This window comes from Nocardioides convexus, assembly GCF_011090295.1.
In genome coordinates this window covers 2,168,075-2,184,796 of the sequence record NZ_JAAMYA010000001.1, presented here as the reverse complement: position 1 = coordinate 2,184,796, position 16,722 = coordinate 2,168,075, and the positions used below count along the sequence as shown (strand labels likewise).

The following is a 16,722-nucleotide window of genomic DNA, read 5'->3' as shown; positions in this document are numbered from 1 at the left end:
GGCTCCGGCGTCGCGACGCCGCCGCGCGGCTCAGACGACGAACTCATCGTCGCTCCCTCGGCGGACCATGATCTGGCCCTGCTCCTCGAGCCTGGCGGATGGTGCGGATGACGCCCTGCTGGGCCTCCTCGACCTGGGCGAGGCGCACGGCGCCGAGCATCTCGACCTCGTCGAGGAGGTTCTCCGCGGCCCGCTCGGACAGGTTGCCGGTGATCTTCGTGCGGACCGCGTCGCTGACGCCCTTGAGCGCGAGCGCCAGGTCGGCGGTGTCGACCTGGCGCAGCACCTGCTGCACCGAGCGGTCGTCGAGGCCGACGATGTCCTCGAACATGAACATCCGGCTCTTGACCTCGTCGGCCAGCGAGGGGTCGAGGCCCTCGAGGCCTTCGACGATCTGCCGCTCCGTGGGGCGGTCCGAGCGGTTGATGATGTTGACGAGCGGGTCCACACCGCCGACCCGGGAGACCTCCGCGGGCTGGAGCATCGAGGAGAGCTTTGCGCTCCAAGATGGCCTCGACGGTGCGCACGATCTCCGGCGACGTGCGGTCCATCACCGCGATCCGGTGCGCGACCACGGCCTGCTGGTGGGCGGGCAGGCCGCTCAGCAGCAGGGACGCCTTGTCGGCGGCCATGTGGGCCAGCACCAGGGCGATCACCTGCGGGTGCTCGTCGGCGATGAAGGACCGCAGCCTGCGCGGGATCCGCGCGGTGCAGGAACTGGAAGGGCATCTGCACGGCCGCTGCGTGCAGCCGCTCCATGATCTCCTTCGCGCGCTCCGGGCCGAGCGACTGCTCCAGCAGGCTGCTGGGCGAAGCCGAAGCCGCCCTGGGTGACGTGCGCGTGCGCCGTCGCCAGGTCGTGGAACTCGCTGAGCACCTGGGTGGTCTCGTCCGCGGTCACCGCGTCGAGCCGGGCGATCTCGGCGGAGATCGCCTCGACCTCGGCGTCGGAGAGGTGCGCCATCACCTGCGCGGCGCGCTCCTTGCCGAGTCTGGATGAGGAGGACGGCGGCCTTGCGCACGCCCAGGCTGGGCGATCGCCGAGGTGGCGCCGGTGGTCATGATCGTCATTTGCGCGGCTCCACCAGCCAGCCGCGCAGCAGCGCGGCCACGTCGTCGGGCTGCTTGTCGACGAGCGCGATGAGCTCCTCACGCATCGACTCGTCCTCGTCGGCCTCCGCGGCCTCCAGCGCCGCCAGCGCGGGCGACTCCAGGGCCGGGGTGCGGTTGGCCGCGTCCAGGCGGAGCCTGCTCGACGACGTACGACGTCGCCTCGTCGCGGGCCTTGGCCCGGCGCCGGGCCTGCCACCAGGCCATCAGCGCCACCAGCATCACGCCGCCGCCGATGCCGAGGTTGCGCAGCAGCGCGTTCTTGCGGTCCGCTGCCTCGGCGGCCTTGGCCGCGGCGAGCCTCCTTGGCGTTGGCGTCCGCCACGCTGCGGTCGAAGGGCAGCACCGAGACCTCGATCGTGTCCCCGCGGGTCGGCTCGATGCCGGCCGCGCTGCTGATCTGGTCCTTGATGACCTGCGGCTGGATCTTCGCGGCGGCCGTCGCGTCGAGGGCCACGCCCACCGTGAGCCGCTTGATCGAGCCGGGCGCGGTCTCCCGGGTCTCCACGACCTCGTCGAGGGTGTTGTCGCGGGTGGTGCTGGTGTTCTCGTACGCCGAGTCTGCCGTTGCCTGCCGCCGCCGACGGGTCCATCTGGCCGTCCGGGCCGACCACGCCGCCGGCGCCGTTGGTGCCGGAGCCCGCCGGACCGTTGTACTTCTCGGTCGTCGTGGTCTCCGACAGCGGCGGGTTCTTCTTGTCGTTGGTGTACTTGCGGCTCTTGACCACGGCCTTGTCGAAGTCGAGGTCCGCGGTGACCGTGGCGGTGGAGTTGCCCGGGCCGACCCACTTGTCGAGCGCGGCCTGGATCTTGGCCTGCATCGAGTCCTCGAAGGAGGTGACCTCCTTGGCCCGCGTCGAGGCGGCGCCCGTGCCGGACTCGGTGCCGCCGGCGGTGAGCAAGCTTGCCGGAGGCGTCGGAGATGGTGACGTTCTTCGGGTCCAGCCCGTCGATGCTGCGCGCGACCAGGCTGACCATCGACTGGACCTGCTCGTCGTCCAGGCCTTCGCGCCGGGCGCGGTCTCGACGAGCACCGAGGCCGTGGTCGGCTTCTGCTCGTCGCTGAAGACCTGCTGCTCCGGCATCGCCAGGTGGACGATCGCGGTGTCGACGCCGTCCATCGCCTCCAGCGTCTTGGCGACCTCGCCCTCCATGGCGCGCTTGAAGTTCGTGCGCTCCTGGGACTCCGAGGTGGACAGGCTCTGGCCGTCGAGCCTGCTCGTAGCCGCCGGTGCCGGAGTCGCCCGGCAGCCCCTTGCCCTGCAGACTTCACCCGGTTGGCGTACACGTCGTTGCGCGGCACCATGATCGTGCTGCCGCCGTCGGTGAGCCTGGTACTGCACGCCCTCGGAGTCGAGCTCGTCGACGATCGCGCTGGCGTCCTTCCCCGAGAGGTTGGAGTACAGCGGGGCGTAGGCTGGGCGCGGACACCCAGCGGAAGACCAGGAAGGCCGCGATGAGGAGGGCCGCCGTGCCGATGACGGCGACGGCCTTCTGCCCGGCGGTGAACGCCGCGAAGGTGTCGCGGGCGCGGGCGAGTGCGTTGGAGAGTCGTTGCTGCATCGTTCAGTCCCTCAGACCTGCATCCGCATGATCTCGTTGAACGCCTCGATGCCCTTGTTGCGCAGGGCGACCGTCAGGCTGGCTGGCGACCGAGGCCTCGCTCGCGGCGATCGTGTAGTCGTGGATGTTCTCGAGCTTTGCCGGTGGCGGCCTGCACGGCGAGCCCGTCGGCCTTGTCCGTCAGGCCCTCCAGCCGGTCGAGCCCGTCGAGCACCATCGAGCCGAACTCGGTGTCCGTGCCGGCCGGTGCCTGGACCGCCGCGGGCGGCGTGATCGAGGTGGCCGGGTTGATGCTCGCCGCACCGGAGAGCGACGGGAAGCCTGAGCGGTACGACGTCCATCACCGCGCCCCGATCTGCAGCGCCGCGGTGTAGGTGTCCTGCGCGGTCTTCGTGACCTGGACCGAGGCCTGGTAGCCGCGCTGGGCCATGACCAGGCTGGCTCATCTGGGAGGACATGTCGGTGTCGGGCATCCGGACGTAGCCGTCGGCGTCCGCGAGCGGGCTGTCCGGTGAGACTCACCAAGCGGCCCTCGGCGCTGGACCGGGCGAAGCCCTCGACGTCGACACCCCCGTCCTCGCGCGGGTCCAGGACGACGTACGTCGCCCGGAAGGCCTCCTGGTCGGTGGAGCGCACCGTGTTGACGTTGGCGATGTTGTCGGCGAGCGCGTCGAGCCAGACCTGGTGGGCGCCGAGCGAGGTGTTCGCAATGCGCAGCGTGTCGAAGGCGCCCATCACGCACCGCCGCCGATCATCGCGCTCAGGCGGGACTGCCGGTCGCTGATCGCGCGGCCCATGATCTGGTACTGGTACTGGGTCTGCACCGCGGCGATCGACTCCTTGCGGAGGTCGACGTTGTTGTCGTTGGCACCGACCGGGGTGTTCGTGGCCTCGGTGGTCGCAGCCAGCGCTCCGGGGCCGGCGGTGCGCGCCGTGCCGCGCTCGATCGCCTTCTCCAGCGCGGACTCGAACTCCACGCTGCGGGCCCGGAAGCCGGGGGTGTCGACGTTGGCGATGTTGTCGGCGATCACGTTCTGCCGCGTGGACAGTCCGGTGATCGCGGTGTGCAACACGAAGTCGACGCCGTCGGACGCTGCGAAGGACACGAGCGAACTCCTCGGGGAGCACCGACCGGGGTCGGTGCATGCGGTGCCGGTCCTTCGGCGGGGGTGAGCAATCCGTCGCTCACGGGGCCTGATCGGTCTCCTGCTCGACGACCTGAGCCGGGACGGGTGGGACTTGGTCCCGAGTAGTTCGCCCGATCGGCGCTCCCTGGGCTCCGGGCGCGCGTCGTCCCTGACGCAACGGTGGGCAAGCAGGCGCTCCGGCGACCGATGCGTCAGGGACGACGGTGGCCGGAGCGGCGTCTGCCCGGGTCCACGACCCCGGCGTCACCAGCCGCTCAGAGCAGCACGATCGAGAGCACGCCGTCGCCGTACCCGGCGATGGAGACGGCGAGGTCCTCGCGCCGGCCGAGCGTCAGCGTGCTGATCCGCAGCTGGGGGTCGAGCGGCGGGCCGGCGGGGTGGAGGGCGTGCAGGCTTGAGGTGGTCGGCGCCCACGACGTTGAACATGGACGCGGCGATGTTCAGCACCTCGTAGAGGTTCTCGGCGAGGGTGTCGGTGAGCTTGCCGTCCTCGATGGCCGCCTCGGCGCCGCCGACGGGCACGAGGCCGATCGCCGCGCCGGCATGGGCGGAGAAGGTCAGGTCGCACGCGATCAGGGCGCGCATGTGGAGCCTGGTCGTCGACGTAGACGGCGACGGAGGCGGGGGTGTCCGGCCCGGGGGCGTACGGCGCGCCCGGGGACAGGGTGACCTCCCGGCCGAGCAGGTCGGTGAGCAGGTCGCGGACCTGCTTGGGCTGGGGGAGGTGGACGACCACAGCGAGCCTCAGAGCACGCTGCGGAGGGCGTCGTCGAACGCCTCCGGGGTGAACGGCTTGGCGATGAGGAAGGCGGCACCGGCCGACGCGGCGCGCTGACGCATCTCCTCGGAGCCCTCGGAGGTGACGAAGCCGAAGGCGACCTCGGAGCCGGAGGCGCGCAGCGCGGCGAGGCAGTCGATGCCGTTCATCTCCGGCATGTTCCAGTCCGAGAGGACAAGGTCGGGCGACTCGGCCCGCACCATCTCCAGCGCTTCGCGGCCGTTCTCGGCCTCGACGATGTCGTGGCCGCCGTGGCCCGCCTGGCGCAGGGTGCGGATGACGATCTGCCGCATCACGCGGCTGTCGTCGGCGATCAGGATCTTCATCGGGAGCCTCCGGAGGAGCCTGGGCTGGGGGACGTGGACGCACACGCGGACCGGGCCGCCGCGCCACGCGAGGTCGAGGCGGCAGACCTCGGCGACATCGCTGGCGAAGACCGCGCGACCGGCGGCCACGACGGGCAGCGACAGCACGCTGGGGCCGGGCATCAGGCTCTTGAGGTTGCCGCCGACCATGTTGACGAGTCTCACCGACCGCGTCGGCGACGTCGGCGTCGGCGACGTCGGCCGCGGGCAGGTCGAGCATGCCCGCGCCGAGCAGCCGGGCGGCGTCCTCGTCCAGGCTCGACGGTGACGACGCCCTGCCAGCCGCCGCTGACCGTGACGGCGGCGGACCAGGTGCCGGACGCGTCGAACGGCGAGCCCGGCGGCACCGGCCGCGGCAGGAGCACCTCCTCCTCGCCGAGCAGGGAGAGCCAGACGTCCTCGGTGACGGCGCGGACGTCGTCCTCGGCCGGGGCCTCGACCTCGTCGGCGAGCACGCTCATGCCGGCACCCCCTGGTCACCCGCCGGCACCAGGCCGAGCAGCGAGAGCCTTCTCGACGATCGCGTCCGGTGTGAAGGGCTTGATGACGTACTCGTGCGCGCCGGCGGCGAGCGCCCGCACGATGTTGCGCTGCTCGCTCTCGGTCGTGACCATCATCAGCGTCACGTCGCGCCACTCCGGGTTCGACCGGACCTCGGTGATGAACGTGTAGCCGTCCATCACCGGCATGTTCCAGTCCACCAGGCACACGTCGGGCACGACGCCCGCCCGCATCTGGTCGAGGGCGGCCTGGCCGTGCTCGGCCTCGGTGGTCTCGAAGTCGAGACCCGCGACGATGCGGCGCAGGATGCTGCGCATCGCCCGGGAGTCGTCGATGATCATGGCTCGCACGATCAGGCTCCTGTCCTGGAGAGGGTCATGGCGGTCGCGCGCCGGTACGCCGGCACCCGCCCGATCTGGTCGCGCCGCCAGGAGGCGGCGAGGTCGGCCGGCATGTCGAGGGTGGTCTCCGACGAGCCGAGCAGCAGGAATCCGTCGACGGCGAGCATCGGCAGCATCCGGCGCAGGATGTCGGCCTTGGTCTCGGCGTCGAAGTAGATGAGCACGTTGCGCAGCCAGATCACGTCGAAGGCTGCCCAGCATCGGGAACGGCGCCGCGAGGTTCATGTGCCTGACGCTCACCCGCTCGCGCAGCCGCTCGGCGATCTCCCACTCGCGGCCGACCCGGGTGAAGTAGCGCACGAGGCTGGTCGCGGGCAGCCCGCGGTTGACCTCGACCTGGCTGTAGCGCCCGGCGCGCACCCGCTCCAGCATCTGGGTGGAGATGTCGGTGCAGACGATCTCGTACTCCCAGCCGGCCGGCAGGTGCTGGTCGAGCAGCATCGCGATGGAGTAGGCCTCCTGGCCGCTGGAGCAGGCCGCGCTCCAGATCCGCAGCCGGCGGGTCATCGCCCGTTCCTCCAGCAGCGGCGGGAGCATGGCGTCGGTGAAGGCCTGGTAGGGCGTGTGGTCGCGGAAGAAGTCTGGTCTCGTTGATGGTCAGCGCGTCGACCACCTTGCGGCGCTCGTCGGCGTCGAAGGCCAGCCGGGCGACGTACTGCTCGAGGTCCAGGCCCTTGGCGTTCGCCAGCGGGGTGAGCCGGGCCTCGACGAGGTACTCCTTGCCCTCGTCGTACACCATCGACGTCTCTCGGCGTACCAGCGCCGAGACGGACGCGAAGGCGGTGGGGGCGGTCATGCCGCTTCCTTCGGCGCTCCTGGGGGCTTCCTGAGGCCTCAGACAGGTGAAGAATCGGCCGATGGGCGGGCCGTGACCAAGATCAGGGTTCTCGTCGTCGACGACTCGGCACTCGTACGACGCCTGGTGACCACCGCGCTGAGCGGAGCCTGCCGACATCGAGGTGGCCGGCGTGGCCCGGGACGGCCTGGAGGCCGTGCGGATGGTCGATGAGCCTGCGGCCCGACGTGGTCACCCTCGACATCGAGATGCCGAACCTGGACGGCCTGGGCGCGCTCACCCGGATCCGGGACAAGCACGCGCGGCTGCCGGTCATCATGTTCTCCACGTTGACCGAGCGCGGTGCCACCGCGACCCTCGACGCCCTCTCCCGTGGGGCGTCGGACTACGTCACGAAGCCCTCCAACACCGGCCAGATCGCCGACGGCATCGCCGCCGTGCGAGACCAGGCTGGTGCCGCGGATCCGCGCCCTGGCGGGCCTGCGCAAGCTGACGCCTGGCGCGGGTGGGCCGGTCGTGCGCCGCGCGCGTCCGGCCTCGGCACCGCCGGCCGGGCCGGTGAGCGCGCTGCTCATCGGCTGCTCGACGGGCGGGCCGGACGCGCTGGCCCGGCTGCTGCCGCGCCTGCCCGGCGACCTCGGCGTGCCGGTGCTCGTGGTGCAGCACATGCCGCCGGTGTTCACCGCGATGCTCGCCCAGCGTCTCGACAAGGTCTCCCAGGCTCTCCGTCCGCGAGGCCGCCGACGGAGACGAGGTGCGCCCGGGCGAGGTGCTGATCGCGCCCGGCGACTTCCACCTGCGGGTACGACGCGGCGCGGGCGCCGTGCGCGTCGTCCTCGACCAGGGCCCGCAGGAGAACTTCTGCCGGCCCGCCGTGGACGTGATGTTCCGCTCCGCGCTGGAGGTCTGGGGCGGTTCGGCGCTGGCGACGGTGCTCACCGGGATGGGCCAGGACGGCCTCGCCGGAGCGCGGCTGCTGGCGAGCGCCGGTGCGCGGGTCCTCGCCCAGGACGAGGACTCCTCGGTGGTGTGGGGGATGCCGGGCGCGGTGGCGAGCGCCGGGATCGCGGACGACGTACTGCCGCTGGAGGCGCTGGCCGACCGCATCGTCGGCACGGTCCGCCGCTCGCACGCCGCCTGAGGCCGGGGGTTACGGCTGCCGACGGCATCGGAAGCGAGGATTGAGACGGACCCGCGGCGGGGCGTTCCATGGACGGACCATCCGTCTCCTGGAGGCCTCCCTTGTCCCGTCATCGCTCCCTCCGGCGCTCTCCTCGCGTCCTCACCCGCCTGGGCTCGGCCGGGCTGCTCGTCGCCGGCGCGGCACTCGTCGCGACGACGGCGTCGCCACCGATCGCCCACGCTGCCGGGCAGTCGATCTCGACGACGACCAACGTCGGCGCCTCCACGGGGAACGGCACCTGCCTGCACCCGAACGCAGCGACCGACCCGACCAACTGCAACGCCTACACCTCGCGTGAGGACGTCTGGCTCAGCAACCTGCCGCAGGGCCTCCCCCGACGGCGACTACTTCTTCGCGGTCTCGGTTCCCGGCGCCCAGTCGGACCCGAACGACGGAGCGGCCGGCCTGCTGTCGACGGACAGCCACGCCGACCGCTCCTTCCGGGTCGCCGGCGGCACGGTGACCGCCCTCGGCACGCACCTGGTCGAGAACCAGCGTCTCCAGGTGTTCCCCTTCGACGAGACGACGAACGGCGGCGGTGTCTACATCGCCAGCGTGTGCAGTCTCGCGGACTACCCGGTGAGCGGTTCGGACTGCACGCACGACGCCTTCAAGGTCGGCCCGGACGACCCGGCGGTGGCCTTCCCGCCGACCGTGCTCAAGGACGCCGCCGGTGACTACACCCGCACCTTCGCCTGGAGCGTGGACAAGGCGGCCGACCAGACCACGGTGCAGGGCACGGGCGGCAGCGCGACGGTGAACTACACCGTGAGCGTGGGCCATGACGCGGGCACGGTCTCCGGCGTCGTGGTCGGTGGCACCATCACCGCTTTCAACCCGAACGCCGACCCGGTGGTCGCCGACGTGACCGACCAGGCTTCTCCGACGGCACCGTCTGCACCGTGACCGGTGGCGCGTCGGCCGTGCTGCAGCCCGGTGGCAACGACTTCGCCTACACCTGCGCGCTGGCCGCGCTTCCGCAGGCGCAGACTCGACAATACCGCGACCGCCACCTGGGCCGACCAGTCCGTCGGCGGCGCGCAGGCTCGCGGCCGGGAGCACGGACTTCCTGTTCAGCGACGTGTCCTTCACCGCGGCCCTGGTCGACGACTGCGCGGCGGTGACCGACAGCGCGGTGGGTGCGCTCGGCACCGTGTGCGTGGGCGACGCCAACCCGACGGCGTACCACTACGCCCGGATCTTCCCGTTCGACACCCCCGGCTGCGTCGTGCACCCGAACACCGCGACGGCCACCGCGGACGACAGCGGTACGACGAGCGGGGACAGCGCCGACGTGACGGTCTGCAAGGTCCCGCTGGCCACCGGTGCCCACACGATCGGCTTCTGGTCCAACAAGAACGGCCAGGGCGTGATCAAGGGCGGGGCGGCGCCGGGCGGCGTGTGCGCCTCGGGCGCCTACCTGCGCACCTTCGCGCCGTTCAAGGACCTGGCGGCCAACGCGAGCCTGCGCCACCGTGGCGTCGTACGTCTCGGGGGTGATCGCCAAGGCCACGGCCAGCACGATGAACCCGATGCTCAAGGCGCAGATGCTCGCGACCGCGCTGGACGTGTGGTTCACCGGGCCGGGCAGCACCGTGGCGAGCCGGCAGTTCCTGCCGCACAGCATCCTCGGTGGCGTCGTCATCGACCTCACCCACGTCAAGGGCACCAACGTCAGCAGCGCCTTCGGCGGTGCGACCAGCCTGACGGTGAGCCAGATGCTGACCTACGCGGCCTCGCAGTCGAACACCGGCGGCAGCGTCTGGTACGCCAACGTCAAGGCGACCCAGACCAAGGCCAAGGACGCCTTCGACGCGATCAACAACCAGGTGGCCTACGGCCCCTGAGATCCGTCAGGCGGTGATGTCGAGGTAGACCGGAGTGGTCGGCGCGGTCGTCGCGCCGGCCACCCGGTCGGCCACCTGGCGCTGCTGGTGCTTGTCGGAGAGCATCGCCGGGATCGCCTCGATCAACGCCTGCTGCCGGGCGAGCAGGCTGACGGGCCCGCGGCACGAACTCGTCGGGGATCGGGCCCAGGTCGGTCGGCGGCAGCCAGGGCGCGTCGCCGGGGTCGGCCTCGCCACCGATCATCTCCTCGGCGCGCTCGGCGTGCGCCTCCAGGCGGTCCAGCGCCTCGCGCCAGGACAGCGGCCGGCGCGGGGCGATGCCGTCGGGGACGGGCGGGGGCAGGGGTGCGGAGGTCATCCCGTCACCGCCGCCGCCATCGCGGCCTCGCGCCAGGTGTCGCACAGGCTGGCGCGACAGGTCGAGGGCCTGGCGGGTGGTCTCCGGGTCGCGCTTGACGTTGGCGTCGACGTAGCAGCCGCGGAGGTACTGGTAGAGCGCGGCGAGTCTGCTTGCCCGCGGGCATCTTCTCGACGTCGAGGCTCGACTCCAGACTCGATCACGATGTCCTGCGCGTGCAGCAGGTGCCGGTGCGCCTCGGTCCAGGCGCCCGCCTCCTGGGCGGCGAGCGCGCGCTCGCCGTCGAGGACGAGCCGCTCCACGAGCATCACGAGCAGCCGGGCCGGGGAGGCCGTGGCCACTGCGTTCTCGCGGTAGGCGGACTGGGCGTTGTGCACCGTTCGGGTGGCATACATCGGGGTCAGGTCCTCACTGGGTGGATGCGGACAGGGAGTCGAGGCTGGCTGGTGAGCCACGATGACTGGCTGTTCAGCCTGCGAGAGCGCGGTCTCGAGCGCGGTGTACTGCCGCTCGAGGGTCTTCCGGCGCAGGCTCCAGCCGGTCGTCCCAGTCCGCGATGCTCGCGTTCAGGCGGGTGATCGTGGTGGTGTGGCTGGTGATGGCGTTGGTGACGGAGCCGGAGTACTTGTCGCTGGCGTCGTTGGCGGCCTTCTGCACCCGCGCCGCGAAGCCGGTGGTGCCGGTGAACGCCGCTGCGACGGCGTCCGGGTCCTCGGCGTACGCCGCGGCAAAGCCTTGTCGGCGTCGAAGGTGAGACTTTGCCGTAGCGGTCGATCTGGACGCCGAACTTCGCCATCGAGGTGCCGTCGCCGGGGTAGATCGCGTCCTGCAGGGCACTCGCGACGCGGCGCAGCGTGCTGTCGCCGGCGAGCGTGCCCTTGGCGTCGGTCGTGTTGGTGGTCAGCGCGGCGATCGAGGTGAGGGCCGCGTTCACCTGGTCCACGAAGGACTTCACCGCGTCGGACCGGCCCTGTGCGTCGCGGCTGAGGGTGAGGTCGGCCGAGCCGGTGGCGTTGGTCCCGAGCGTCACCGTCACGCCCGGTACGACGTTCGCGAAGGTGTTGCTCGTCGAGGTCGCCGTGATCCCGCCGATCTCGATGCTCGCGTCCCGGCCGGCCCGGACGCTGCCGCCGCCGAGCAGAGGTGCGCTCGTGCTGTCGGTGGACTCGAAGGCCTGCGCCTCACCGGTCGCGGTGGACTCGACGAGGAGCCGGTACTGGTCGGTGCCGCCGCTCGTGCCGGTACGCACCAGGGTGGCCCGGACGCCGGCGTTCGCACCGTTGATCGCGGTGGCGAGCTCCTCCAGGGTGCCGTTCGCGGTGCTGATGGCCACGTCCGGCTGACCGTCGCGCTTGAGCAGCACGCCGGTCGTCGTACCGGTGACGCTGTCGGACTTGGCGTGCGCCTCGGTGAAGACGACCTGGTGGCTGAGCGCGGTCTGGCCGACGGTGACGGTGAAGCCGCCGGGCGCGGCGGCGGAGGTGGCGGACACGGACACGCCGGTGTTGCTGGAGGTGGCCTTGAGCGTCGACCAGCCTGCCGGTCGTCGGCTTGGCCATGGCGGCGGAGGCGGTGGCGAGGGACTGCAGCGCGGTGTTGAGCTTCTGCAGCGCGCTGACCTTGGACTGCTCGGTCGTGACCTGCGACTTCAGCCTTGGTCTGCGACTGGGACTCCAGGGTCATCAGGCTGCTCGATGATGCTGGAGGTGTTGAGGCCGCTGGCGAGGCCGCCGACGCTGGTGGTGCCTGCCATGTCGTCCTCCGTGGGTGAGCCTGGTCGGGAAACACGTGAGTGCCGGTGGGCCGGTCGGGCCCACCGGCACTCAGCCTGTGTGCGGATGCCGCGGGATCAGCCGCGGAGCAGCCTGCAGCACGCCGTTCGGGGCCGAGTTGGCCTGGGCGAGCATGGCGGTGCCGGCCTGGGAGAGGATCTGCGAGCGGGTGAGGCTCATCATCTCCTGGGCCATGTCGGTGTCGCGGATCCGCGACTCGGAGGCGGACAGGTTCTCGATCGCGACGTTGACGTTGTTGATCGTGTGCTCGAACCGGTTCTGCACCGCACCGAGTCTCGGCACGCTGGGTGGAGACCTCGGTCACCGCGGCCTGCAGCGTGTTGCTGTCGGTGATGTCGATCGCCGACACCGCGGCACCCGCGGTGAAGTCGGCGAGCGCGGTGGCGGAGATCGCGATCGTGTCGGCGTTGTCGTAGCCGACCTGGAAGGTCTGCGCGGTGCCGCCGAACAGGGCCACACCGTTGAACTTGGTGTTGTCCTTGATCCGGGTGATCTCGGTGTTGAGCGCGTCGAACTCCGCCTGCAGAGCGGCCTGCGACTCGGTGTTCTGGGTGCCGTTGTTGTACTGCACCGAGAGGTCGTTCATGCGCTGCAGCATGGAGTGGACCTCGGTGAGCGCACCTTCAGCGGTCTGCGCGACCGAGACGCCGTCCTGGGCGTTGCGGACCGCGACCTTCAGGCCACCGACCTGCGAGCGCAGGCCCTCGGAGATCGCGAGACCGGCGGCGTCGTCGGCGGCCCGGTTGATCCGGAAGCCGGACGACAGCTTTCTCCATCGACTTCGAGAGCCTGACCCTGCGTGACCGACAGGTTGCGGTACGAGTTGGTGGCCTCGATGTTCTGGTTGATGCGAAGACCCATGATATTTCCCTCCTGGAATCAGGTGTCATTGGTGGTTCTCGGGTGACCGTCCGTGGTCTCCCGTCGCGGTGGTGATCGGTACGCCGGCCGCGAGCCTGAGAGGTTTTCTCAGCAGTTTCGGGGGAGATTCAGCCGACCGCGTCCAGCGGGGCGACCGTCCCGCGACGCGCGCCGTCCGCGTGCCGGGCGGCGACGGCGGCGAAGTAGGACTCGCGGCGGCGCTGGGCGACGCCGCCGGCCTTGCCGGTGCTCTGCACCAGCGCGGGCTCCAGGGCGTGGTTGAGCGCGTCGCGCAGCAGGGTGAGCGCCTCGGCCCGCATCTGCGAGATCCGCGAGTCGGTCACGCCGAGTTCGGCGGCGATCTCCGCCATCGGCCGCTCGGCGAAGAAGTAGTCGCGAACGACGACGCGCAGCCGCTCGGGCAGGCTCCTCGATCGCCTCGCGCAGGTAGGTCAGCCGCTCGGCGTGCTCGACGAGGTCCTCCGGCGAGGGGGCGCGGGTCGGGACCAGGCTCCTCGATCGGGGTGGTGGCCGAGCCCTGCAGGGAGAGCACCTGCGCCCGCGAGACGTCGTCGTCGTTGGCGGCGACCTCGTCGGGGGACATGCCGGCCGCCTGGGCGACCTCGGCGACGCTGGGGGTGCGGCCGAGCACGTTCGCGAGCCGGCTGCGGGTCTCGGCGAGGTCGCGGGCCCGGCGCCGCACGGAGCGGGAGGCCCAGTCGACCGAGCGGAGCTCGTCCAGCAGCGCGCCGCGGATCCGGGTGGCGGCGTACCGGTCGAAGGGGACACCGCGCTCGGCGTCGTACGCCCGGGCGGCGAGGACGAGCGCGGTGAGACCGGCGGAGGTGAGGTCGTCGCGACTGACGTGCGAGGGGACCCGGCCCATCGTCTCCCGGACGATGTGGCCGACCAGAGGCATGTGGGTGGTGATCGGCTCGTCCGTCTCGCCGGCGACGGTGCCCTCGTACTCGTTCACGTCCACGAGATTCCTGGTTTCCGTCGGCGTGTCGCAGAGAAATGCGGTCCGACTGACCGCTCGGTCGGCCAATACAGGACCGAGGTCCCGGTTCTGCCTGGTCCCAAGGAGCGTCCGGACACGGGCCTTTGGGCGGAACTCCTCAGGTCCGCCCCGTCGCGAACGATGGGCGAGGTCACGAACCCCGCACCTCGGGGGCTAGGGAGAGACCGGAGAACACGATCGACATGGACAGGCTTTCGCAGATCCTGTGGCGCGAGCGCGAGTCTGCTCGAGACCCTCGCCTACAAGGCTCGACGTCGAGCGGATGGTGCTCGCCTCCGGGCGCACCCGCTGGCTCGTCAACGCGACTCGCGAGGTCGAGTCGGTCCTGGAGGACATCCGCGCCACCGAGGTGCTGCGCGCCACCGCCGCCGACGAGGCCGCCGAGGCGCTCGGCCTGACGCCCAACCCGTCGCTGGGCGCCCTCGCCGAGTCCGCGCCGGACCCGTGGCGGGGCATCCTGCTGGACCACCGCGACGCGATGGTCGCCCTGGCCCGGGAGATCGCCGAGACCTCCGAGGACGCCAAGGGCCTGATCACCGCGGGCTACCGCTCCGCGCGCGAGACCCTGCTCGCCCTGGGCAGCACGACGACCGCGAGTCTACACCCCGTCCGGCGACGCCGTCGTCGAGCCGGCCGCGCCGCGCCTGGTCGACCGGAGCCTGTGATGGCGGGGTCCTTCGGCGGGATCTCTGCCGCCAGCGCGGCCCTGCGCTTCCAGCAGGTCGCCCTCGACGTCGCCGGCAGCAACATCTCCAACGCGAGCACCGACGGCTACGTCCGGCGCCGCGTCGTCGGGGAGACGATCAGCACCAACGTCCCGGCCGTGTGGTCCCGCTCGGACAGACTTCGGCGGCACCGTCGGCATCGGCGAGGTGCGCCGGATGGTCGACCCCCTGCTCGACACCCGGGTACGCCGCGAGCACGCCACGCTCTCGGGCCTGCAGACCACCCAGACGATCCTCTCCCGGGTCGAGGAGGGCATCGGCGAGCCGGGCAAGAACGGCGTCTACGCCGCCCTGCTCGACTTCCGCAACGCCTGGCAGGACCTCTCGACCAACCCCGGCGGTGACGCCGCGCGCCAGCAGGTGCTCGGCAGCGCGGAGACGCTGGCCCAGGCGCTGCGGATCCAGGTCGGCAACGTCGCCGGCGAGGAGGCCGACCAGCGGGTGCACGTCAACAACGTGGTCTCCGAGGTCAACACGGCCGCCGCCGGCATCGCCGAGCTCAACCACAACATCCTCGTCACCGAGCAGAACGGCACCGACGCGGGCACCCTGCGCGACCAGCGGGACCAGGCTCGCGCTGCGCCTCGCCGAGTCTCACCGGTGCGGTCACCACGGTCCGTGCCGACGGGCAGTTCGACGTCTCCGTCGGCGGCGAGCCCCTGGTCTCCGGCAAGGAGGCGGGCGCCTTCGTCGTGGCCTCCGGCATCACCGCCGCCGGCGACGCCGACGGTTCGCCGATCACCTTCCGCATCGACGCCGGCTGGGGGAGCACGGTGCTGCCCACCGGCGCCGCCGGCGCCGGCGGTGAGCTGGGCGCGGTCACCGACGTGCTCACGACCGTGCTCCCGTCGTACCGGGCGGGACTGGACGCGATCGCCGCCGACCTGGCCACGGCCGTCAACACCCAGCACGCCCTCGGGTACGACGCGAGCGGTGCCCCGGGCGGGACGTTCTTCTCCTACGACCCGACCGTCGGCGCGGCCAGCCTGCAGGTCGCGATCACCGACCCGGCGCTGGTCGCCGCGTCCTCGGTGACCGGTGGCGCGCGCGACGGCGCCAACGCCGACGCGCTGAGCCGGGCCGGCGACGCCGCGAACGCCTACCAGCGCCTGGTCAACGGCTTCGGCACCAAGGTGGCCTCGCTCGACCGCCAGGTCGCCAACCAGAGCGCCCTCGCGGGCTCCCTCGACGACGCGTGGGAGCAGCAGGCGGGGGTCAACCTCGACGAGGAGACCGTCAACATGATGACCGCCCAGCGTTCGTACGAGGCCGCGGCGCGCCTGCTCACCACCCTCGACGAGGTGCTGGACACGCTGATCAACCGGACCGGGCTGGTGGGTCGCTGATGAGCATCGGACGTGTCACCCAGCGGATGCTCACGCAGAGCTCGCTGTCGAACCTGCAGACTCGGCCTCGGCCGGCTCGCCAAGGTCCAGGAGCAGCCTGTCCACCGGCCGCGTGATCAACCGGCCCTCCGACAACCCGACCGGGACGACCGCGTCGATGCGGCTGCGCAGACTCCCTGGCCGACCAGGCGCAGTACTCCCGCAACGCCCAGGACGGCATCGGCTGGCTCACCCAGGTCGACTCCGCCCTCGACTCGGTCACCACCTCGGTCAAGCGTGCTCGCGATCTCGCCCTGCAGGGCGCGAACGCCTCGGCCTCGGGCCCGGTCGCCCGCGAGGCGCTGGCCACCGAGGTCGACGGCATCAAGGCCGAGTCTGCTGTCCCGGGCCAACACCAAGTACCTCGACAGCCCGGTGTTCGGCGGGGTCACCGCCGGCAACCAGGCCTACGACGCCACCGGCGCCTACGTCGGCACGCTCGGTGACGTGAACCGCCGGGTCGCCGACGGCGTCCTGGTCAAGGTCGACGTCGACGGTCCCAGCGTCTTCGGCAACGGCGCCACGTCGGCGTTCGCCGAGCCTGGACGCGCTGGCGACCGCCCTGCGGGCCGGTGACCAGACCGGGATCAGCAACGCGATCAACACGCTCAACAGCCGGATCGACACCGTCACCAGCGCCCGCACCGCCGCCGGTACCCGGTACCAGCGCCTCGAGCAGGCCGACCAGACCGCCTCGGACGCCGGGATCTCGCTCGACAAGCAGCTGAGCACCATCGAGAACGCCGACCTCGCCAAGACCACCGTCGACCTCAAGGCTCCAGGAGGTCGCCTACCAGGCGGCGCTCGGGGCCACCTCACGGGTGATGCAGCCGAGCCTGCTCGACTTCCTGCGATGAGCGCCACTGCCACAATGACCCGCATGGACA

At 71.5% G+C, this 16,722-nt stretch carries 32 protein-coding genes and 2 pseudogenes; 11 read left to right on the top strand and 23 right to left on the bottom strand.

The genetic code is table 11. From position 1 onward, the window contains the following. Positions 1 to 43: 43 nt before the first annotated feature. From G5V59_RS16400 to G5V59_RS16325, 15 genes and pseudogenes are all read right to left on the bottom strand, one after another. The gene (locus G5V59_RS16400; RefSeq protein ID WP_278257171.1) at positions 44 to 484 is read right to left on the bottom strand and encodes a FliG C-terminal domain-containing protein; all 441 of its coding nucleotides are present in this window, start codon (positions 482 to 484) and stop codon (positions 44 to 46) included. Between the two features lie 67 nt (positions 485 to 551). Beyond that, positions 552 to 644: pseudogene (locus G5V59_RS16395) on the bottom strand (hypothetical protein); the annotation flags it as partial. An 8-nt stretch (positions 645 to 652) separates the two neighbouring features. Then, positions 653 to 964, bottom strand: coding sequence for a hypothetical protein (locus G5V59_RS16390; protein WP_278259881.1), 312 nt, complete (start codon positions 962 to 964; stop codon positions 653 to 655). Positions 965 to 1,149: 185 nt separating this feature from the next. Continuing rightward, positions 1,150 to 1,335, bottom strand: a complete 186-nt coding sequence (locus G5V59_RS16385; RefSeq protein ID WP_278260304.1) for a hypothetical protein — start codon at positions 1,333 to 1,335, stop codon at positions 1,150 to 1,152. An 845-nt stretch (positions 1,336 to 2,180) separates the two neighbouring features. Then, positions 2,181 to 2,480, bottom strand: a pseudogene (locus tag G5V59_RS16375) (flagellar M-ring protein FliF); the annotation flags it as partial. After that, positions 2,380 to 2,673: a hypothetical protein gene (locus G5V59_RS16370; RefSeq protein WP_278257170.1), complete on the bottom strand. Its 294-nt coding sequence runs from the start codon at positions 2,671 to 2,673 to the stop codon at positions 2,380 to 2,382. The pseudogene G5V59_RS16375 and the gene G5V59_RS16370, both read right to left, overlap by 101 nt. Before the next feature lie 11 nt (positions 2,674 to 2,684). Then, positions 2,685 to 3,146 (bottom strand): flagellar hook-basal body complex protein FliE, encoded by a 462-nt coding sequence (locus G5V59_RS16365; RefSeq protein WP_278257169.1) that lies wholly within the window; start codon positions 3,144 to 3,146, stop codon positions 2,685 to 2,687. Next, a complete protein-coding gene (locus G5V59_RS16360) occupies positions 3,116 to 3,415 on the bottom strand; it encodes a hypothetical protein (protein WP_278257168.1) in 300 nt (99 codons plus the stop codon). Before G5V59_RS16360 ends, G5V59_RS16365 begins: the two co-directional genes overlap by 31 nt. After that, positions 3,408 to 3,779 carry a flagellar basal body rod protein FlgB gene (gene flgB / locus G5V59_RS16355; protein ID WP_278257167.1) on the bottom strand — a complete coding sequence of 124 codons (372 nt, stop codon included), beginning with the start codon at positions 3,777 to 3,779 and terminating at the stop codon, positions 3,408 to 3,410. Before flgB ends, G5V59_RS16360 begins: the two co-directional genes overlap by 8 nt. A gap of 285 nt (positions 3,780 to 4,064) precedes the next feature. Further along, positions 4,065 to 4,406 carry a hypothetical protein gene (locus G5V59_RS16350; RefSeq protein ID WP_278257166.1) on the bottom strand — a complete coding sequence of 114 codons (342 nt, stop codon included), beginning with the start codon at positions 4,404 to 4,406 and terminating at the stop codon, positions 4,065 to 4,067. Between the two features lie 159 nt (positions 4,407 to 4,565). Beyond that, entirely contained in the window at positions 4,566 to 4,925 is a 360-nt protein-coding gene (locus G5V59_RS16345; protein WP_278257165.1) for a response regulator, read from the bottom strand. Between the two features lie 200 nt (positions 4,926 to 5,125). Next, a complete protein-coding gene (locus tag G5V59_RS16340) occupies positions 5,126 to 5,425 on the bottom strand; it encodes a hypothetical protein (RefSeq protein WP_278257164.1) in 300 nt (99 codons plus the stop codon). Between the two features lie 15 nt (positions 5,426 to 5,440). After that, positions 5,441 to 5,806: a response regulator gene (locus G5V59_RS16335; protein ID WP_278257163.1), complete on the bottom strand. Its 366-nt coding sequence runs from the start codon at positions 5,804 to 5,806 to the stop codon at positions 5,441 to 5,443. A gap of 11 nt (positions 5,807 to 5,817) precedes the next feature. Next, the gene (locus G5V59_RS16330) at positions 5,818 to 6,048 is read right to left on the bottom strand and encodes a CheR family methyltransferase (RefSeq protein WP_278257162.1); all 231 of its coding nucleotides are present in this window, start codon (positions 6,046 to 6,048) and stop codon (positions 5,818 to 5,820) included. Then, on the bottom strand, positions 6,045 to 6,662 hold the full coding sequence (locus G5V59_RS16325) for a hypothetical protein (protein WP_278257161.1): 618 nt from the start codon (positions 6,660 to 6,662) through the stop codon (positions 6,045 to 6,047). Before G5V59_RS16325 ends, G5V59_RS16330 begins: the two co-directional genes overlap by 4 nt. Positions 6,663 to 6,734: 72 nt before the next feature. On the opposite strand from G5V59_RS16325, the gene G5V59_RS16320 reads away from it, so the two are divergent. From G5V59_RS16320 to G5V59_RS16310, 3 genes are read left to right on the top strand one after another with little or no spacing between them, the layout of a single operon-like run. Then, positions 6,735 to 6,875: a hypothetical protein gene (locus G5V59_RS16320; RefSeq protein WP_278257160.1), complete on the top strand. Its 141-nt coding sequence runs from the start codon at positions 6,735 to 6,737 to the stop codon at positions 6,873 to 6,875. Further along, the gene (locus G5V59_RS16315) at positions 6,872 to 7,438 is read left to right on the top strand and encodes a response regulator (protein ID WP_278257159.1); all 567 of its coding nucleotides are present in this window, start codon (positions 6,872 to 6,874) and stop codon (positions 7,436 to 7,438) included. The genes G5V59_RS16320 and G5V59_RS16315 overlap by 4 nt, the downstream gene beginning before the upstream one ends. Then, positions 7,417 to 7,803, top strand: coding sequence for a CheB methylesterase domain-containing protein (locus G5V59_RS16310; RefSeq protein WP_278257158.1), 387 nt, complete (start codon positions 7,417 to 7,419; stop codon positions 7,801 to 7,803). The genes G5V59_RS16315 and G5V59_RS16310 overlap by 22 nt, the downstream gene beginning before the upstream one ends. Positions 7,804 to 7,912: 109 nt before the next feature. Here the strand turns inward: G5V59_RS16310 and G5V59_RS16305 are convergent, their stop codons facing one another. Further along, positions 7,913 to 8,083: a hypothetical protein gene (locus tag G5V59_RS16305; protein WP_278257157.1), complete on the bottom strand. Its 171-nt coding sequence runs from the start codon at positions 8,081 to 8,083 to the stop codon at positions 7,913 to 7,915. 56 nt (positions 8,084 to 8,139) lie between these two features. Here G5V59_RS16305 and G5V59_RS16300 point away from each other — a divergent pair, with 56 nt between their 5' ends. From G5V59_RS16300 to G5V59_RS16290, 3 genes are read left to right on the top strand one after another with little or no spacing between them, the layout of a single operon-like run. After that, entirely contained in the window at positions 8,140 to 8,751 is a 612-nt protein-coding gene (locus G5V59_RS16300) for a hypothetical protein (protein ID WP_278257156.1), read from the top strand. Positions 8,752 to 8,754: 3 nt separating this feature from the next. Next, on the top strand, positions 8,755 to 9,345 hold the full coding sequence (locus G5V59_RS16295; RefSeq protein ID WP_278257155.1) for a hypothetical protein: 591 nt from the start codon (positions 8,755 to 8,757) through the stop codon (positions 9,343 to 9,345). Next, complete coding sequence (locus G5V59_RS16290; protein ID WP_278257154.1) at positions 9,342 to 9,692, top strand: hypothetical protein; 351 nt, start codon at positions 9,342 to 9,344, stop codon at positions 9,690 to 9,692. Before G5V59_RS16295 ends, G5V59_RS16290 begins: the two co-directional genes overlap by 4 nt. On the opposite strand, the gene G5V59_RS16285 is transcribed toward G5V59_RS16290, so the two are convergent. The 4 genes from G5V59_RS16285 to G5V59_RS16270 all read right to left on the bottom strand — a co-directional run bounded on the left by G5V59_RS16285 (position 9,664) and on the right by G5V59_RS16270 (position 12,107). Beyond that, positions 9,664 to 10,050, bottom strand: a complete 387-nt coding sequence (locus G5V59_RS16285; protein WP_278257153.1) for a hypothetical protein — start codon at positions 10,048 to 10,050, stop codon at positions 9,664 to 9,666. The two genes, G5V59_RS16290 and G5V59_RS16285, sit on opposite strands and share 29 nt — an antisense overlap. Further along, positions 10,047 to 10,445 (bottom strand): flagellar protein FliS, encoded by a 399-nt coding sequence (locus G5V59_RS16280; RefSeq protein ID WP_278257152.1) that lies wholly within the window; start codon positions 10,443 to 10,445, stop codon positions 10,047 to 10,049. The genes G5V59_RS16285 and G5V59_RS16280 overlap by 4 nt, the downstream gene beginning before the upstream one ends. 5 nt (positions 10,446 to 10,450) lie before the next feature. Further along, on the bottom strand, positions 10,451 to 11,542 hold the full coding sequence (gene fliD, locus G5V59_RS16275; protein WP_278257151.1) for a flagellar filament capping protein FliD: 1,092 nt from the start codon (positions 11,540 to 11,542) through the stop codon (positions 10,451 to 10,453). A gap of 331 nt (positions 11,543 to 11,873) precedes the next feature. Further along, positions 11,874 to 12,107, bottom strand: coding sequence for a flagellin (locus tag G5V59_RS16270; protein WP_278257150.1), 234 nt, complete (start codon positions 12,105 to 12,107; stop codon positions 11,874 to 11,876). Positions 12,108 to 12,130: 23 nt separating this feature from the next. Here G5V59_RS16270 and G5V59_RS16265 point away from each other — a divergent pair, with 23 nt between their 5' ends. Further along, complete coding sequence (locus G5V59_RS16265) at positions 12,131 to 12,259, top strand: hypothetical protein (RefSeq protein ID WP_278257149.1); 129 nt, start codon at positions 12,131 to 12,133, stop codon at positions 12,257 to 12,259. A 207-nt stretch (positions 12,260 to 12,466) separates the two neighbouring features. Here G5V59_RS16265 and G5V59_RS16260 read toward each other — a convergent pair whose 3' ends face one another. The 3 genes from G5V59_RS16260 to G5V59_RS16250 all read right to left on the bottom strand — a co-directional run bounded on the left by G5V59_RS16260 (position 12,467) and on the right by G5V59_RS16250 (position 13,680). Further along, positions 12,467 to 12,619 carry a hypothetical protein gene (locus G5V59_RS16260; protein ID WP_278257148.1) on the bottom strand — a complete coding sequence of 51 codons (153 nt, stop codon included), beginning with the start codon at positions 12,617 to 12,619 and terminating at the stop codon, positions 12,467 to 12,469. Between the two features lie 213 nt (positions 12,620 to 12,832). After that, positions 12,833 to 13,075, bottom strand: a complete 243-nt coding sequence (locus G5V59_RS16255; RefSeq protein WP_278257147.1) for a hypothetical protein — start codon at positions 13,073 to 13,075, stop codon at positions 12,833 to 12,835. Further along, a complete protein-coding gene (locus tag G5V59_RS16250) occupies positions 13,045 to 13,680 on the bottom strand; it encodes a sigma factor (protein WP_278257146.1) in 636 nt (211 codons plus the stop codon). Before G5V59_RS16250 ends, G5V59_RS16255 begins: the two co-directional genes overlap by 31 nt. A gap of 307 nt (positions 13,681 to 13,987) precedes the next feature. On the opposite strand from G5V59_RS16250, the gene G5V59_RS16245 reads away from it, so the two are divergent. From G5V59_RS16245 to G5V59_RS16230, 4 genes are all read left to right on the top strand, one after another. Next, positions 13,988 to 14,794, top strand: a complete 807-nt coding sequence (locus tag G5V59_RS16245; protein WP_278257145.1) for a flagellar basal body protein — start codon at positions 13,988 to 13,990, stop codon at positions 14,792 to 14,794. A gap of 687 nt (positions 14,795 to 15,481) precedes the next feature. Continuing rightward, on the top strand, positions 15,482 to 15,796 hold the full coding sequence (locus G5V59_RS16240; protein WP_278257144.1) for a flagellar basal body rod C-terminal domain-containing protein: 315 nt from the start codon (positions 15,482 to 15,484) through the stop codon (positions 15,794 to 15,796). Between the two features lie 112 nt (positions 15,797 to 15,908). Then, positions 15,909 to 16,286, top strand: coding sequence for a hypothetical protein (locus tag G5V59_RS16235; protein WP_278257143.1), 378 nt, complete (start codon positions 15,909 to 15,911; stop codon positions 16,284 to 16,286). Next, entirely contained in the window at positions 16,283 to 16,411 is a 129-nt protein-coding gene (locus G5V59_RS16230; protein ID WP_278257142.1) for a hypothetical protein, read from the top strand. Before G5V59_RS16235 ends, G5V59_RS16230 begins: the two co-directional genes overlap by 4 nt. Positions 16,412 to 16,722: the final 311 nt, after the last annotated feature.

Excerpts from the sequence above, each read along its gene's own strand:
- G5V59_RS16400 (WP_278257171.1), bottom strand. The coding sequence starts at position 484 with ATGCTCCAGCCCGCGGAGGTCTCCCGGGTCGGCGGTGTGGACCCGCTC.
- G5V59_RS16390 (WP_278259881.1), bottom strand. The coding sequence starts at position 964 with ATGGCGCACCTCTCCGACGCCGAGGTCGAGGCGATCTCCGCCGAGATC.
- G5V59_RS16370 (WP_278257170.1), bottom strand. The coding sequence starts at position 2,673 with ATGCAGCAACGACTCTCCAACGCACTCGCCCGCGCCCGCGACACCTTC.
- G5V59_RS16365 (WP_278257169.1), bottom strand. The coding sequence starts at position 3,146 with ATGCCCGACACCGACATGTCCTCCCAGATGAGCCAGCCTGGTCATGGC.
- G5V59_RS16350 (WP_278257166.1), bottom strand. The coding sequence starts at position 4,406 with ATGCGCGCCCTGATCGCGTGCGACCTGACCTTCTCCGCCCATGCCGGC.
- G5V59_RS16345 (WP_278257165.1), bottom strand. The coding sequence starts at position 4,925 with ATGAAGATCCTGATCGCCGACGACAGCCGCGTGATGCGGCAGATCGTC.
- G5V59_RS16340 (WP_278257164.1), bottom strand. The coding sequence starts at position 5,425 with ATGAGCGTGCTCGCCGACGAGGTCGAGGCCCCGGCCGAGGACGACGTC.
- G5V59_RS16335 (WP_278257163.1), bottom strand. The coding sequence starts at position 5,806 with ATGATCATCGACGACTCCCGGGCGATGCGCAGCATCCTGCGCCGCATC.
- G5V59_RS16325 (WP_278257161.1), bottom strand. The coding sequence starts at position 6,662 with ATGACCGCCCCCACCGCCTTCGCGTCCGTCTCGGCGCTGGTACGCCGA.
- G5V59_RS16315 (WP_278257159.1), top strand. The coding sequence starts at position 6,872 with ATGAGCCTGCGGCCCGACGTGGTCACCCTCGACATCGAGATGCCGAAC.
- G5V59_RS16285 (WP_278257153.1), bottom strand. The coding sequence starts at position 10,050 with ATGACCTCCGCACCCCTGCCCCCGCCCGTCCCCGACGGCATCGCCCCG.
- G5V59_RS16280 (WP_278257152.1), bottom strand. The coding sequence starts at position 10,445 with ATGTATGCCACCCGAACGGTGCACAACGCCCAGTCCGCCTACCGCGAG.
- G5V59_RS16260 (WP_278257148.1), bottom strand. The coding sequence starts at position 12,619 with ATGGAGAAAGCTGTCGTCCGGCTTCCGGATCAACCGGGCCGCCGACGA.
- G5V59_RS16255 (WP_278257147.1), bottom strand. The coding sequence starts at position 13,075 with ATGGCGGAGATCGCCGCCGAACTCGGCGTGACCGACTCGCGGATCTCG.
- G5V59_RS16245 (WP_278257145.1), top strand. The coding sequence starts at position 13,988 with ATGGTGCTCGCCTCCGGGCGCACCCGCTGGCTCGTCAACGCGACTCGC.